This window comes from Streptomyces sp. NPDC048565 (genome assembly GCF_040650935.1).
Taxonomy (GTDB): domain Bacteria; phylum Actinomycetota; class Actinomycetes; order Streptomycetales; family Streptomycetaceae; genus Streptomyces.
Genome location: NZ_JBEZIH010000002.1, coordinates 344,233 through 358,832, shown reverse-complemented (window position 1 = coordinate 358,832; position 14,600 = coordinate 344,233). Strand labels below are relative to the sequence as shown.

At 68.0% G+C, this 14,600-nt stretch carries 16 protein-coding genes; 6 read left to right on the top strand and 10 right to left on the bottom strand.

Annotated features, from left to right (window positions below):
• Positions 1-87: 87 nt before the first annotated feature.
• The 3 genes from AB0C75_RS03930 to AB0C75_RS03920 all read right to left on the bottom strand — a co-directional run bounded on the left by AB0C75_RS03930 (position 88) and on the right by AB0C75_RS03920 (position 2,832).
• A complete protein-coding gene (locus AB0C75_RS03930) occupies positions 88-1,860 on the bottom strand; it encodes a tyrosine-type recombinase/integrase (RefSeq protein ID WP_362886774.1) in 1,773 nt (590 codons plus the stop codon).
• Positions 1,857-2,156, bottom strand: coding sequence for a helix-turn-helix domain-containing protein (locus AB0C75_RS03925; protein WP_362886772.1), 300 nt, complete (start codon positions 2,154-2,156; stop codon positions 1,857-1,859). The genes AB0C75_RS03930 and AB0C75_RS03925 overlap by 4 nt, the downstream gene beginning before the upstream one ends.
• Positions 2,157-2,286: 130 nt before the next feature.
• Positions 2,287-2,832 (bottom strand): helix-turn-helix transcriptional regulator, encoded by a 546-nt coding sequence (locus tag AB0C75_RS03920; protein ID WP_355287967.1) that lies wholly within the window; start codon positions 2,830-2,832, stop codon positions 2,287-2,289.
• A 266-nt stretch (positions 2,833-3,098) separates the two neighbouring features.
• Here AB0C75_RS03920 and AB0C75_RS03915 point away from each other — a divergent pair, with 266 nt between their 5' ends.
• From AB0C75_RS03915 to AB0C75_RS03900, 4 genes are all read left to right on the top strand, one after another.
• Positions 3,099-4,637, top strand: coding sequence for a DnaB-like helicase N-terminal domain-containing protein (locus AB0C75_RS03915; protein ID WP_362886770.1), 1,539 nt, complete (start codon positions 3,099-3,101; stop codon positions 4,635-4,637).
• A gap of 295 nt (positions 4,638-4,932) precedes the next feature.
• Positions 4,933-5,727 carry a DUF2637 domain-containing protein gene (locus AB0C75_RS03910; RefSeq protein WP_362886940.1) on the top strand — a complete coding sequence of 265 codons (795 nt, stop codon included), beginning with the start codon at positions 4,933-4,935 and terminating at the stop codon, positions 5,725-5,727.
• A 322-nt stretch (positions 5,728-6,049) separates the two neighbouring features.
• Positions 6,050-6,601: a MobC family plasmid mobilization relaxosome protein gene (locus AB0C75_RS03905; RefSeq protein ID WP_362886768.1), complete on the top strand. Its 552-nt coding sequence runs from the start codon at positions 6,050-6,052 to the stop codon at positions 6,599-6,601.
• Between the two features lie 4 nt (positions 6,602-6,605).
• The gene (locus AB0C75_RS03900) at positions 6,606-8,330 is read left to right on the top strand and encodes a mobilization protein (protein WP_362886767.1); all 1,725 of its coding nucleotides are present in this window, start codon (positions 6,606-6,608) and stop codon (positions 8,328-8,330) included.
• A 572-nt stretch (positions 8,331-8,902) separates the two neighbouring features.
• Here the strand turns inward: AB0C75_RS03900 and AB0C75_RS03895 are convergent.
• The 5 genes from AB0C75_RS03895 to AB0C75_RS03875 all read right to left on the bottom strand — a co-directional run bounded on the left by AB0C75_RS03895 (position 8,903) and on the right by AB0C75_RS03875 (position 12,419).
• Positions 8,903-9,490 carry a class IV adenylate cyclase gene (locus tag AB0C75_RS03895; RefSeq protein WP_362886765.1) on the bottom strand — a complete coding sequence of 196 codons (588 nt, stop codon included), beginning with the start codon at positions 9,488-9,490 and terminating at the stop codon, positions 8,903-8,905.
• Between the two features lie 20 nt (positions 9,491-9,510).
• Complete coding sequence (locus tag AB0C75_RS03890; RefSeq protein WP_362886764.1) at positions 9,511-10,164, bottom strand: SAM-dependent methyltransferase; 654 nt, start codon at positions 10,162-10,164, stop codon at positions 9,511-9,513.
• Positions 10,082-10,723 carry a hypothetical protein gene (locus AB0C75_RS03885; protein ID WP_362886762.1) on the bottom strand — a complete coding sequence of 214 codons (642 nt, stop codon included), beginning with the start codon at positions 10,721-10,723 and terminating at the stop codon, positions 10,082-10,084. The genes AB0C75_RS03890 and AB0C75_RS03885 overlap by 83 nt, the downstream gene beginning before the upstream one ends.
• Entirely contained in the window at positions 10,716-11,618 is a 903-nt protein-coding gene (locus AB0C75_RS03880; protein ID WP_362886760.1) for a radical SAM protein, read from the bottom strand. Before AB0C75_RS03880 ends, AB0C75_RS03885 begins: the two co-directional genes overlap by 8 nt.
• Before the next feature lie 108 nt (positions 11,619-11,726).
• Positions 11,727-12,419: a haloacid dehalogenase-like hydrolase gene (locus tag AB0C75_RS03875; RefSeq protein ID WP_362886758.1), complete on the bottom strand. Its 693-nt coding sequence runs from the start codon at positions 12,417-12,419 to the stop codon at positions 11,727-11,729.
• Positions 12,420-12,518: 99 nt separating this feature from the next.
• On the opposite strand from AB0C75_RS03875, the gene AB0C75_RS03870 reads away from it, so the two are divergent.
• A complete protein-coding gene (locus AB0C75_RS03870) occupies positions 12,519-13,292 on the top strand; it encodes an XRE family transcriptional regulator (protein ID WP_362886756.1) in 774 nt (257 codons plus the stop codon).
• Positions 13,279-13,746 carry an NUDIX domain-containing protein gene (locus AB0C75_RS03865; RefSeq protein ID WP_362886754.1) on the top strand — a complete coding sequence of 156 codons (468 nt, stop codon included), beginning with the start codon at positions 13,279-13,281 and terminating at the stop codon, positions 13,744-13,746. Before AB0C75_RS03870 ends, AB0C75_RS03865 begins: the two co-directional genes overlap by 14 nt.
• On the opposite strand, the gene AB0C75_RS03860 is transcribed toward AB0C75_RS03865, so the two are convergent.
• Positions 13,734-14,297 (bottom strand): HD domain-containing protein, encoded by a 564-nt coding sequence (locus AB0C75_RS03860; RefSeq protein ID WP_362886753.1) that lies wholly within the window; start codon positions 14,295-14,297, stop codon positions 13,734-13,736. The two genes, AB0C75_RS03865 and AB0C75_RS03860, sit on opposite strands and share 13 nt — an antisense overlap.
• 12 nt (positions 14,298-14,309) lie before the next feature.
• Positions 14,310-14,573: a hypothetical protein gene (locus tag AB0C75_RS03855; RefSeq protein WP_362886752.1), complete on the bottom strand. Its 264-nt coding sequence runs from the start codon at positions 14,571-14,573 to the stop codon at positions 14,310-14,312.
• Positions 14,574-14,600: the final 27 nt, after the last annotated feature.

Here is a 14,600-nt window from a genome sequence, read left to right as displayed (position 1 = left end):
GGCGTCTCCCAGGGGGAGATGGGCAACAACAGCACGAAGCCGTGCGACGGATCCCCGTCGCACGGCTTCGTGCTGTTGATTCAGCGTCTACCACTCGTCTGCGTCGCCGTACTTCCCCGGGTTCTGCGCGCGGTCCACAGCTTGTGTACACGCCTCGGCGAAGGCGGCCCCCACGGCCACTTTGTCCGTACCGCGCGCGTTGGCCTCGACCTCTTGGCCCGTACCGGGGATTCGGACCGTGCGCCAGACCGACGGGCGGTTGGTGTAGGCACCGATTTCGAACTCCCAGGTCGGCACGGACCACTGTTCGGGGAGCGCTGTCGACTCTCGCTCTCCGCTGGGACGGAACAGCGCACGGGCGTGAAAGACCACCGTCCGCTCGGGCATCCGATCACGGACCTCCCGCACACCACCGGGGCCGTTGCGCTCCCAGCGCCCGCGATCCCACTCCTCGACCTCAGCCGTTCGGTCCGGCCAGTCCTCGCTCCACTGGGCAACGACCTCGGCAGCATGCTCTCGCTGAAGGAAGGGCACCCGCCGCTCACCAAGGCGGGCGACGTGGACCATCAGCTCAGCAGGGACAGGGCTCTGGTCGGCGCCAGACAATGAGCCTCCGACCGCCTGGGCCGGGGCATTGCCCCAGAGGAGCCCACCGACCTTGTCTGCCGTGTCCTTCAGGACACGGCTGGTGAGGTGCTGGTAGCGGCGGCGCATCCGCGCAGATTTTCCGGGCTCCCAGCCCATGATTCCGTCCACAACCGCGTCAGAGACACCGAGAATCAGCAGGACGGTCGCCGCGGTGTGGCGAGCATCGTGGAGGCGGCCGTCGCGGACTTCCGCCGCCTTCAGGAGGCCCTTCCATTTATGGAAGTCCGTGTTCGGGTTCAAGGGCTCGCCGGTCGGCGAGGTGAAAACGTACCCCTTCTCCGTCCACAGATCGCGTGCGCGCTTCCGCTCGCGATCCTGTTCCTCCTTGTGCCGACGAAGCAGCTTCATCAACTCACCCGGGACACCGATGGGCCGCTGGCCGGCGCGGGACTTCACGGTCTTGGTCTCGCGACGCGTATTGATCTTCTGAGGGCAGAAGCCCGGTTTACGCCCGCAGCGGTCGCCGCATCCGTGCTGATAGCGGGGCCGCAGCCGACCTCGGCGCACGCGGATCACATCGAGTTCGAAGTCAACGTCACTCCACTGCATGCCGAGGACCTCGCCCTGCCGCAGGCCGAGCGCCAGGGCGATGACCCAGCGTGCGGTGTTGCGATGCTTGTGCGCTTCGGCGAGCAGGCGCTGGACCTCCTCGATCGAGTACGGCTCAACCTCCTCCTCTTCGACACGAGGGCCTTTGGCAATCGTGGCCGGGTTGACCGCGAGGTGACCCCGACGCACCGCCTCGTTGAGCGCGGTGCGGACGGTCCGGTGCGTCTGGTGGGCGGTGCCGGCGGCGCTTCCGGTTTCCTGCATCTTCTTGTAGAAGCGCTCCAGGTGTTCCGGCTCCAGCTTCTCCAAGCGGTGGGCGCCCAGGCCAGGTATGAGGTGGTGGTAGACCGCGACGCGGTAGCCGTCGATCGTGTTCTCGGAGACGTTCGGCGCGGCAATGTTCTCGACCCAGTGGACGAGCCAGGTCTCCAACGTCCAGTTCTGGCCGGCCTTGCGGACGGACCCCTTGTCCCGCTGGCGCTCCAGTTCGCGGACAGCCTTGGTCACGTCAGGACGGGTCTTGCGGCTGATGTGGCGCCGGTCAGGTGCGCCGTCGTCCTTGGTGCCCACGGTGACGTATCCGTGCCAACGGCCGTCCTTGCCATGGAAAATCGAAGAGGCGCCGTTGGGCTGACGGCCCTTCGCCGTCGCGCCCCGGGTCATGCTGCGGCCCCGAAGTCGCTGGCCGTGAGGCGCCTGGCCAGGAAGTCGTTCACCGCCTCTGCTGGGATACGGCGCAAGCTGCCGATCTTCACCGAGGCGATCTCGCCGGAGGTGACGTACTCGTACAGTTTCGTGCGGCCGATGCCGATGCGGCGCGCGGCTTCGGCAACGGTGAGGGCCACGAGGGTGGTGTCGCCTCCGGCGGGACGCCGTTCGGAGAGCAGATTCCGCAGGTCGGCCTCGGGGACGTCCAGCAGGTCCGCTATCTGGGCAAGCGGCAGTTCGGTGCGGTGCAAGGGAGGGTCCTCTCCTGGCAGGCCAAGGGACGGCGAATCCCGGTAGGCCGGCAAGTCGTTCAGGGACGGGCGTGAAGTGAAGGAACCGGAGACGGCAGGCCCTCGCTGTTCGTAGCAGCGAGGGGCCGAGTCAGCTCTGTTCGGACGGCGCGTCCATGCGCTCGCCGAGATAGCTGCGAAGCCGAGTTGGCGCTCCGAGGTGGTGATGGAACTCGCCGTTCGAGGCGATGGTCAGCTCGTGGGTCAGCAGAGCCTTGACCATGTCTTCCTGGTTGGGATTGGCGTCCGTGTACGCCGCGAGTTCGTCCTGGATCCGGCGCATGTCCTTGCCCAGGGCCCGCCATTCCTTCCATCTCGCTACGTAGTCGCCGACAAGACGACGGACCAGGGGGTTGGCGAGCTGGCCGGGGGGGCTGGTCAGCTCGTCGAAGGTCAGGTCGAAGACCTTGCAGAAGCCGAGCGCCTCATCAAGGTTGACCCGACGGCGGGGCTTGCCGCTCTCGATGCGCCAGATCGCGGACTGGTTGACCGGGTGGCCGGCGTCTGCCATTCGCTCGGCCAGCGTGACCGTGCTCCACCCGCGTGCCTCGCGTTCGAGCTTGATCCGCTCCGCGACATGCTCCTCGGCTGGCGGCCGGTCCGGCCCCGCGCGGGAGGCGCCTTCGTCACTGCTCATCACTGCACCTCCTTGCTGAGGCCCGACGGACAGCCGGGGCGATGGTGAAAACTAAACACCATTCCGGAGCCAAATGCAACCGTTGCGCTTCCGAAAACGTCAGGTACTGTAGACGTCCGCCCTCGAACGGCGGTGAACGCAAAAAGCCCCCGACGCTACGAACGTCGGGGGCCAAGCACGAACTCTCGTAACCGCCCATCCCTGAACGATTGACCCGCGTGGCCTGGGATTCGCCGTCCCGTACGGCCCGCAAGTTGAGGAGCTCAATGTCCAGTATGGACGAACCCCGGCCGACCGCGCCACACCTCGCGGGAACCGGCCGCCAGCCCACGCCCGGCGACCTCACCGCGGTCCCGCCGCACGACGTCGACGCCGAGGCCGCCGTGCTGGGGGCCTGCATGCACAAGGGCGCGGTGATCGACGAAGTACGCCTGCTGCTCAACGCAGCCGATTTCTACCGCCCCGCACACGAGACGGTCTGGCGTGCCATCCTCGCCCTGCACAGCGAGGACAAGCCAACCGACCCCATCGTCCTGTCGCACCAGCTGCGCGCCCAAGACGACCTGGAGCGGGTCGGCGGTGTGGTGTACGTCCACCAGCTCGCCGACGCCGTACCCTCCGCCAGCAGCGCCGCCTACTACGCGGGCATCGTGCGCACGATGGCCGATCTCAGGCGTCTGCGCGCCTCCGGCATCCGGACCGCTCAGCGGGCGATGGAGCCGGGCGCCGATCCGGATGCCATCCGCAGCGAGGTGGAGGCAGAGGTCCAGACGGAGCGCGAGCGTGCGCTGGCCTCGGGACAGGGCCGACTCTCCCGGTTCATCACCGACGGATGGCGCTTCGTCACCGAGACCGGCACTGACACCGAACCTCTCTGGGGCACTCGGGAGCAGACGGCCTGGTCGTCGGGAGAGAGCCTGATGATCGTCGGAGCTCCGGGAGTCGGGAAGACCACGCTGGCCCACCAGGTGATCCTCGCTCGTCTGGGCCTGTCGGACAGCGTCCTGGACATGCCGGTCGCACCGAGCCGACGGGTGCTTTACCTCGCGCTGGACCGGTACAAGCAGATCGCCCGCGCCATGGCGCGCAGCGTCGGGCCCGAGCATGAGCAGCGCTTGCGCGACGGGCTCGCCGTCTGGCAGGGCCCCCTGCCCGCCAGTCTGGACAAGGAGCCCGATCTCCTCGCCGACCTTGCCGCAGCCCACCAGGCCGACACCATCGTGATCGACAGCCTCAAGGACGCGGTGAGCACGCTGGTCGACGACGCCCTCGGCGTCGCCTACAACAACGCCCGCCAGCGAGCTATCCGCAATGGCGTCGAGATCATGGAACTCCACCATCAGCGCAAGGCCACCGAGGGCGCTCCACGCGCCCAGAAGCCCACCCTGGACCGTGTCTACGGCTCCACGTGGATCACGTCCGGCGCGGGCAGCGTTCTCTTCGTCTCCGGGGAGGCCGGCGACCTCGCCGTCACCCTGCACCACCTCAAAACCCCCACCGGCGAGATCGGCCCCCTCCAGGTCATCCACGACCACGAACGCGGCATCTCGACGCTCGACCCCGCCCTCGACCCGGTCGCCATCCTGCGACAGCGCCCCGACGGCCTGACCGTGCGCGAACTCGCCATGATCCAAAGCGGCCAGAACAACCCCGAGCGCTCGGCCACCGAGAAAGCCAGGCGCACCCTGGACCGACTCGTCAGGGCCGGACTCGCAGGCAAGGCCGAAGGCACCGCAGGCGGCACCGGAGGCGGCCAGCAAGCCCGCTACCGCGCCTCAGTCCGCCATATCGGCGCCGTCTCCTGACCTGATCGCCGAACGCCGGGACCGTACACGAGGGCGTACACGCACCCCTCCCCCGCGCACCGGCCCACGCCTCACCGCAGGCGTACACGCCACGAACGAAACCCCAGGTCAGACGATCACGCGATCGTTCACGCCGTACACGCACACCAGCGTTCACGCGTGAGCCCCCCTTTAGAAGGGGGCTCGCGTGTACGCCCCCGGCGTGAACGCCGTGATCGCCTCCGCAGAACCACCCCGGAGAACCCGCATGACCACACCCGCCACGCCTCATGACACCACCCAGCAGGGCAACGCGATGCCCCACGCCGAGCACGTCCAGGACGTGAAGCCACAAGCAACGGCCCAGCATGCCGCCGAGCGGTACGCCCTCGCCGCAGCCGGAACCGTCATCATCGCCCTCACCGCCGGCGGCTTCTGGCTCTCCTACGCACACCTCGCCCAAGTCGCCGGACAGCATGGCCTGGGAAGCTCCCCGGTCCGGCAATGGGCCTGGCCCGCGACCCTGGACGCCTTCATCGTCGCGGGCGAACTGCTCATGCTCCGCGCCGGCCTCCGGCGAGTGACCGACTGGTGGGCGGTCACCCTGACCGCTACCGGGTCGGTCGGATCCATTGCGCTCAACGTGGCCGGTGTCAGCGGCACGGGCAACGCGAGCGTCGTGCCCTTGCTCGACTACGTGGTCGCGGCGGTTCCCCCGACCGCAGCCCTATTGGCCTTCGGCGTGCTGATGCGGCAGATCCACCAACTGGTCGACCGGCCCCTCGACCGCCCGGCACTCAATTCCGCCGAGGCACCGGAACCGCAGGCCACGCCATCCGAACGCATCGCCAATCCGCAGGCAACCGACTCCAGCCGAACGCCGTCGCCCCGGATTTCGGAGCACCAGCCGCGTGGTGGGCGTCCGGTCAGCGCGACGGTCGAGGACCTGGTTGAGATCGGGCGGATCGCTGCGGCCGAGCAGCGCAAGCTCACACGGGGCATCGTGCAACAGGCCATACGGGCCAAGGGACATACGGTCGGCGGCCAGAGGCTGACCGAAGTCATGGAAGTCCTCCGGTCGGAACCCGGCATCGGTCGGAACGTCGGCTGATCGTCCGCCATCCCGGTGGCCGGAACTCCTACGGCCACCGGTCAAGCGGTCCCCGCCTCTCCGCCGCCCTCACTCATCCACACTCCCGCAGTCGTAGCCGTGGCCTCCGCACGCCACCACCCGGCCCACATCTTCCGGAGAGCTATCCATGACCCACGAACCGATCCACACTGACGGCTCCATCGACGGGCCGCCGACACTGACGAAGTCGCCTACGCTGACGGAACGTTTGCGGCGGGCGTTTGGACGGACGGCTCCTGGCGGAGCCAGTAGTACCCCGAGTCCGACTCATGGCCGGTCTTCGGGGGTCTCCGCCCCAGGGGTGGCGGAGACGGTCCGGCGCCAGGGGGCGCCGGACCGGGAGGCCGGGGCCGAGGGCGGCCCCGACCAGGACGAGCTCCGTACCGTCCAGCAGCAGATCCTCCACCCCACGCCCACCGCCGAGCCGATGGCCGGCGAGCGCGATGTGCAGAGCGTCCAGCCGGCGATCCGCCGCTTCACCGGCACCAAGCGAACCGTCCGCCTCGGCCCGCTGCGCTTCACCGTCGACGAGCACGCCGCCCTCCAGGAGGCCGCCGCCGAGCACGGCTACAAGGGCGAATCCGGCTTCGCCGCCGACATCGTCCTCGCCTTCGTCACCGGCCGGTTCGCCGCGAACCTTCCCCTGTCCGAAGACCGCCGCCGCACCCATATGTTCCGCGCCCAGGTGCTGCGCGAGCTCAACCGCATCGGCGTCAACGTCAACCAGATCGCCCGCGCACTCAACAGCGACTTCACCCCGCCCAACATTCGCCAGCGCCTCGACGAACTCCACCACCTGCTCGTCCTGATCGCCGAAGCCCTGCGTCGGCCCACTGACCCGACGGAGGTCTGACCGGATGATCGCCGCCATCAAACCGGCAGGAGCCAACACCCGCGGCCTGCTCGCCTACCTCTACGGCCCCGGCCGGCACGACGAACACCTCGACCCACACCTGGTGACCGGATTTGCCATGCTCGGCATGCCCAACCCCGGACGCAACGAGAACGCCACCCTCACCGATCTCGCCCGCCACCTCGACGAGCCCGTTCACCTTCGGAACAGCGAGTTCGGCAAGCCCGTCACCGACCACGTCTGGCACTGCCCCGTCCGCGCCGCACCCGAAGACCGCCATCTCTCCGACACCGAGTGGGCCGACATCGCCCAGCGCATCGTGTCCGCAGCGGGCATCGCCCCTGACGGCGACGACCTGGCCTGCCGCTGGATCGCCGTACGCCACGCCGACGACCACATCCACATCCTCGCCACCACCGTCCGCGAAGACGGCCGCCGCCCCAAACTCCACGACAGCGGCATCCGTGTCGGCGACGAATGCCGTCAGATCGAGAAGGACTACGGGCTGCGACAACTGAAGAAGGGCGACCGCACCGCAGCCCGGCGCCCCACCCAGGCCGAGATGCACAAAGCCGAGCGCCTCGGCTGGGAGCAGACCAGCCGCCAGTGGCTCCAGGACCGCATCCGCGCCGCCATCCCCCACGCCACCAGCGCCGAGGAACTCCTCGCTTACCTCGAAGCCGACGACATCCTGGTCAAGCCTCGCCGAGGCCCCTCCGGAGACCTCCTCGGCTACGCCGTCGGCCGGCCCGGCGACCTGAACAAGGACGGCGAGCAGATCTACCACCCCGGCGGGAAGATCGCCCCCGACCTCACCCTCCCCAAACTGAAAGCCCGCCTGGAAACCAGCGCACCGGAGGAACACCCCACAGCCCGCCGCAACCGACCCACCACCCCCTGGCATCAGGCCACCGAAGCCCTCGACACCCTCCGCCCAGAGACCACCAACACCAGCGCCGACGAGGACGCACGAACACAGGCGAACATCAGCGCTCTGGGCGAACTGATCGAAGCCACCGCCCAAGCAGCACCCGCCGACCACCGTGCCCAACTGCGCGCAGCCAGTACGGCATTCGCCCGGGCACAGCGGTCACAGATCCGGGCCGAGCACCGGGCCGCCCACGCCCTGCGGACCGCAGCCCGCGACATCGCACACACCGCCACAGGCCCCGACGGCAGCGCCCTCGCAGCCCTGACCGCCGCACTCCTCTGGGCCGCCATCCTCACCGCACGCTGGCACGAGGCCAAGGGCCACGCCCACCAGGCCGACGCTGCCCGCCAAGCCGTCCAGCACCTCCAGTCAGCAGCCGACACCGCGCTCGCTCCGACACTCACCACACTCCAAGCCCGGCGCCCCGGTGAAGAGACTCGCCGCACTCTCGCCAACGACGTACGCGCAGCCGTCCCCGAACACGCCGACCGGATCCTCACCGACCCCGGCTGGCCCGCCCTCGCCACCGTCCTCGCCGACGCCGAAGCCAGCGGCCACAAACCCCACCACCTCCTCAAAGAAGCCGCAGCCCAACGCGAACTGACCACAGCCCGCCAACCCGCCCGCGTCCTGATCACCCGCATCCAGCACACCAGCCGCAACCCCCCACCCAACCGCCGCGCCGAGGCAGCCCGCCTACGAAGCGTCAGCGCATCAGCCTTCGGAACCCCTTCACCTAACGACCAGCCGAGGACGACCGCAGCGCCCACAAGCCAGCCGAGCCGCCACCGACGCTGATCCGGCAGGAGAGTCAGATCCCCAGAGACCCGCCAGCAGCGTCGGCGAGGGTCTCCCCAGGGCGCCCGTGAGCCCCGGAAGCGTGGACCTACGTCGGAGAGGCGCCTGCGTATCAACGGCTGGGCCGGTCACCACACGTGGTGACCGGCCCAGCCGTTAATGCGCCCACTGTCCGTTCTCAGCCTCACTCCCGACGGAACATGCCGCCCCGCGCGCGATGCTTTCCAACGCGGCGCCCCTCAGGCTGCTCGGTCGCAGAAGCCGTGCTCACAGGTAGCGGGCGAGTCGGTTCGTCGTGAAGGAGGAGAGACTGCCAGACCTGCTCCTGCAAGACGCGGATGCACGGGCCGCAGGCGAACATCGCCGCCTGGGCACCCGCCACACTCACCGGGCCGATCCACAGAACACGGGTCCATCGCTGGCCGCAGTAGAGCCAGCAGAAGCCGTCAGTCCACGTATTGCCGTCGTCAGTGTCTGCCGCGGCGGGCAGACCGCCGCGCGCGAACTCGGCGATGCCGGGTATGACCCGAGGCGTCACGGCCAGTTCTATAAACACAGCTCGGCCCCCAAGATCACTCGCTCAGGACAGCTGTCCTGGCCGCAGCTTGCTTGTCGGCGTCGGCGAAGAGGAGCGTGGGCTCGGCCAGGATGTCCCTGCCGGCTTCGCTCTTGTAGATCTCGTCGACGCTGCCGAACCGTGCCTCGGTGTAGTCGAGGTCGAGCAGGGCGGCTGCCTGGCGGACCGATGCCTCATCGGGTCCTTCGATCTCGACGAAGGTGGGGAGGTCCGGCCAGGTGTCGAAGTCGAAGGCGACTTCGCCCAGGCGCCACTCCTCGCGGTAGTTCTCCTGGTAGCGGACTTCGCGCAGGCCGACGTTGCGGAGGATCTCGGCCATGGCATGCAGGTCGGACACCTCGGTCTCGATCTCGGTGGTGCCGTCGATCGTCGTGGAGTCGGTGACCTGCTTCAGCGTGAGAGTGGAGCGGGTGGCCTCGTCCCTCAGGCGGACCCAGGCGCCGCCTTCGAGGGCGTCGTTCTCGAAGATCTTCCGGGTGAGGAGGGTACGCGGAAATGCCTGGACTGCTCCGAGCGCCGTCAGTTTGGCCTGGAGGCCGTCGACGTCGACGTTGAGGAACTTGGCCTCGTACTCGTGCTTCATAGGTCCTTCTTCCCGTAGCTCTAGGAGGGGGTGGACGCACGGGCGGCGAGGAGAAGGCCCATGCGGTGGTTGTGATCCTGCAACTGTCCGACGTGCGCCTGCTCGGTGAAATCGTTGGTCCGCAGGGTGAGCAGGACGTCCCAGTCCCCGATGAAGTAACGCCGCAGCTTCTCCGGGGATGTGTAGTGCTCCAGCACGTGATGGCGTTGCGTGAGGGGCATCATGAACTCCGCGCCGAACAGACCGCCGGGCCGGACCAGACGCTGCATGCGGTCGACGAACTCGCCCAACGGCCGGTGATGGTTGGCACTGTAATGCCACGAGCAGCTCGTCCAGACGGCATCACAGAGGGCGGTGACGGATTCGGAGGCGAGGAAGTCCTCCTCCACGACCTGAACACGGTCGTGGAGCCCTTCCTGCTTCAGCCGCTCGATCATGCCCATCGCGTGACCGGTTCTGCCACCCGGAAGTTGGACCTCGCCGCCGTGGAGGGCGAGCGGGTCGCGCTCGATCGCGATGACGCGGTAGCCGGCCGCGGCCAGTGGCACGACGAGTCTGCCGTCGCTCGCGCCGATGACCGTCACCGTGGAGTCAGGCTCCGTACGCTCCTTCAGCGCGGCGAGGAACTGAGGGAAGAAGGTGAGGGTGTGCCGCCACATGCTGGGTGCCTGCACTGGCTTGCTCTCCTTGCGGGTCGGTGCTCAGGACGGCTCGGAGGACCTCGTCAGGGGTGAGACCGGTGGTGTTCACGCGGTGCATCGAAAACGAGGCATAGGCGTCGGTGATCTTGTCTGCAGTGATCTCGGCGAGGGCGTCCCAACGCGAGACAGGCTTGTCGCGCCTGGCGAGTCGGCGCCGGCGCTCGTCCTCCGAGCAGACGAGGTAGTAGGTGACGGGACGCGGGATGCCCGACGGCAGGGACACGGAGAGGTCGGCCCCGAAAGCGCGGTGGTTGGCCAGGCACCGTGCGAAGTAGCTCTCGACCACCACCGGGATGCCGGCGGACAGGTACCGCTGGATCTGATCGGTGGCGGTGAACAGAGCTGAGAGGTAGAAGCACATGCGTGCCTCTGCGTTTCCCAGCCGGTCGACCTCCTGCCGAAGTGCCTGGTAGCCGGGTGGCACGGTCGGGACCAGTACCGCGCCACGGGCGGCCGCGAGCATGGGGGCGAGCGTCGACTTGCCGGTGCCGCGTAACCCTTCGACGCTCTCGAACGATGCCGGGTCAGACACGTCCGTAAACCACGTCCGGCACCGCGAGCGTGAGCTCGTCGGTGGCGGACGGCCGGTGGTCGATGTGGTCGGTGAGCTTGTCGTACCAGAAGGCGTGCGAGTCCTTGCCGACGGCCTTGCAGGACATGGTGAGCGCGCCGCGCGGGTCAGCTTCGATCCGTTCGATCTCCACAGGGCCCCCGGCGGGGAGGCAGGCGTCCGGTGCACCGAGCTCGGACAGGTCCTCGTCGAGGATCACCTCGATGTCCAGCTCGGCCGAGGCCAGGCGCTCCCGCAGACGGGTGTAGGCCGTGGCGTCGTTGACGAGGAGCTCGGGGTGGTCCGCTGCGTTGCCGACCGGCCGGAGGCAGTGGAGTTTCAGCTGCTCCACCCCGTAGTGCTGCAGTGTGCGGGCGAGCGGCAGGACCTCGTCGATGTTGCGTGAGGTGACCGTCATGGTCGCGCCGGCGCGGACGCCGAGCTGCTGGGCGATTTCGAGTGCGCTCAGGGCACTGCGGTAGCTTCCGAACTTCCGGATCTTGTCGTTGGTTGTACCGATGCCCTCCAGCGATACCCGGAGCAGGTCCAGGTCGGGGGCGATCTCGGTCAGCCGGCGCTCGATGCGGTAGCCGTTGGTGCAGATCTCGACCTGCATGCCCAGGTCCCGCTTGGCGTACCGGACGACTTGGGCGAGGTCTCGGTAGACGAACGGCTCGCCGCCCAGCAGGGTGACGGCCTCGGTGCCGTACTCGTCGCGCATCAGCGTGAGGAGGTTGACCGCCTCGTCCGTGGTGAAGGCGTCGGCGTGCTGGAGCCGTTTGCCGTGGAAGCAGTGCAGGCATTCGAAGTTGCAGCGGTAGAGCAGCTGCAGGTACAGCATCCGGATCCTGCGGATCCCGGTGACTTCGCTGATCACGAGGGTCTCCTTCGAGGTGCTTGCCTGGTGGGAGACCTGATATTGGCGGGACAGGTACGGACCTCGTCACCGCGTATCGGGACGCTCCGAGGACGTCCTGGGACGTTTTCAGCGTGCGGAGAGCGCCTCCAGGATCCCGAGTACACGGCCGGTGTCTGTCAGATCGGGCAGAACCGTACGGGCACCGGCCTCTGCCAGCTCCTGGGCGCTATGGACTCCGGAGGCGACCGCGATGATCTCGGAGCCCGTGGAGAGTGCGGCCTCCACGTCCCTCGGGGTGTCTCCGACGAGCACAACGAGCACGCCATCCGGGGCGCCCCGCAGCCGCTGGGCACGCTCCCGGGCGACAGCGACCAGGTCGGGGCGCTGAAGGGCATCGGCCCCGTAAGCGCCAACTGGCAGGTCGAGGAGGGGATCAAGGCCGAAGGCCGCGACCTTCACGCGGGCGTTGTCCGCGATATTGCCGGTGAGCACCGACGACACCCAACTGCTGCGTACGGACACCTCCTTCAGGACTTCCCGCACGCCGGGCAGGGCTGTCCCCCGCTGGCTGAGGGTATGGAGACGCGCCTCCCCTGCGTCGGCAAGCGCCTCCTCGACCGCTGCCCAGTCCGGCTCGGCCAGGCCGTTCCGCTCGAACATGTCACGCATGATCAGCCGGTCCGTACGCCCTTCCGTCCGCGCCGGCCCCGCGGGCGCCCTTCCCGCCAGGGCCGTGAAGGCCGCGGCGTAGATCTCCTTGCTGACCCCGGCGTTCTCGATCAAGGTGTGGTCGATGTCCCACAGGACGATGAGCTCCATGCATCCAGCGTAAATACAGCGGTCATGGCCCCCTTCCTTCTGGGGAACGTCCCGAAACGTCCTTGCCGCTCCTGACCGATCTCGGCTTGTATGGCTTCTGTGAACGAGCGATTGCACTCCGTGCTCACCCAGCGCGGTATCCCACCTGAATCACTTGCTGAAGTCTGCGAGGTGGACCCTAAGACCGTTGGCCGGTGGCTCGGCGGGCGCGTTCCCCATCCTCGCCACCGCTTCCGCGTCGCCAAGCACTTACGGGTCGAGGAACTGTTCCTCTGGCCCGCGCCGGCGCCGAGCACGCCGCAGCAACTGGCAGGTTCGGGGCAGGAGCTGGTCGGGACCTACCAGAACCGGGCGAGCGTCCCGCGCGACACGTGGCTGTCGCTGCTCAACGGCGCCCAGGAGCAGATCAGCGTCCTCGTCTTCTCCGGAACCTTCTTCGCCCAGTCCAACCCCCACGTCGCCAAGATGCTCGCCGAGCGCGCATCGAGCGGGGTGCGAGTGCGTCTCTGCTTCGGCGATTCGAAGGGCCGGTCCGCAGCAATCCGGGGCCACGAAGAAGGAATCGGCGACACACTCGCTGCCAAGATCCGCGCTTCCCTGACCTACTACCGGCCCCTACTGTCCGAGCCCGGCTGCGAGGTGAGGCTGCACGACACCACGCTCTACACCTCGATGTTCCGGTACGACGATGATCTTCTGATCAACCCGCATGTCTGGGGCCAGCCGGCCAGCGCCAACCCCCTCCTCCATCTCCGCAGAGCAGACACGGCGGGCTGGTTCGACAACTACGCTCAGAGTTTCGAAGCTGTCTGGGCCACCGCACGGCCCTGGACACCAGACCAGGAGGGGCCCTCGCCACATGGGCAGGACTGAGTACTACAACGACCCCAAGGCCCCCAAGGCGAACACGCTCATCCCCGCCAACAACCTGCTCGTCATCGACGACAACGGCGCCATACTCCTCCAGCGCCGCCGGGACACCGGCCAATGGGCCCTGCCCGGAGGAGCCCAGGACATCGGCGAGACCGCCGCCCAGTGCGCCGTGCGTGAATGCCTGGAAGAAACCGGCATCGTCGCCGAGATCACCGGATTCCTGGGGGTCTACACGAACCCGAACCACATCGTCGCCTACACCGACGGCGAGATCCGCCAGCAGTACGAGAACACCTACATCGGCCGACCCGTGGGCGGCGAGCCCACGATCAACGACGAAGCCGATGGCGTCCGCTACGTCCAACCGAACGACCTGGACAAGTACGACATCCACCCCAGCATGCGCCAACAGATCGGCGACTACCTCGCCGGCACGTACCCCTACCTGGGCTGAGCCGCCAATGCTGCTTCCACCCGGCCGACGGCCGCCAGGATGTCCGGCGTTGCCCGACGGATGAACCGCCCCACCAGGCTGTCAGGCCCGTATCGCCCGGTGATCTCGGCCAACCGAGCCTCGACCGTCGTGACCTGGCCGTCGGGTGTGGTCGTCATGTCGCAGTACACAAGTGCGTCCACAAGGCGCTGGTCGTCCAGAAGTGGAAACTCGGCTTCCAGTACGGCCCTCAAGCCCCGCTCGTCGGCTTCCACCAACGCAAACGAGTGGTTGGCCACGAGACGGACCAGTCTTTTGTCAGCAGCGTGGCTGTCACGGAGGAAGCGAGCACCGTCCAGCGGATGAAATCCAGTGATGGCCAGGCGAGGCGCGTAACCCACGTCGTGCAGTACCGCAGCAGCAAGCAAGAGGTCCGCCTCGTCCCCGACGAGCGCCGCCAGTTCGCTTCCGCGCCACGCGACCCCTTGCGAGTGCGTCCATCGACGAGGGAGTGGTTCACTCAACTCCGCTTCGGCCACCAGGCGAGCCCACTTCGCCACCGATCCATTCATGTTCCCCGCCGTTCACCGCGCGCCGGGGGCGGGCAGGTTGAGCTCGCCAGTGGACAGCTCTTTCCGCATCAGGTCCCTGTAGCTCCGGCTCTCATGCTCGAGGAGAACCAGCGCCTCCTCCTGGCTCGACTTCCCTGCCGCCACGTACACCTCGACCGCAGCCACCCGAGCCCTGAACGATTGCTCCTCCAGGAACTCGACCACTTGGTAAGCGCTCGCCTCCGGGTGGAGCTCCAACCAGGTAGCAGCCAACTGATGGCCGAACGCAAGGGTCATAGCGTTGGTAATGATTGCGTGATCTTG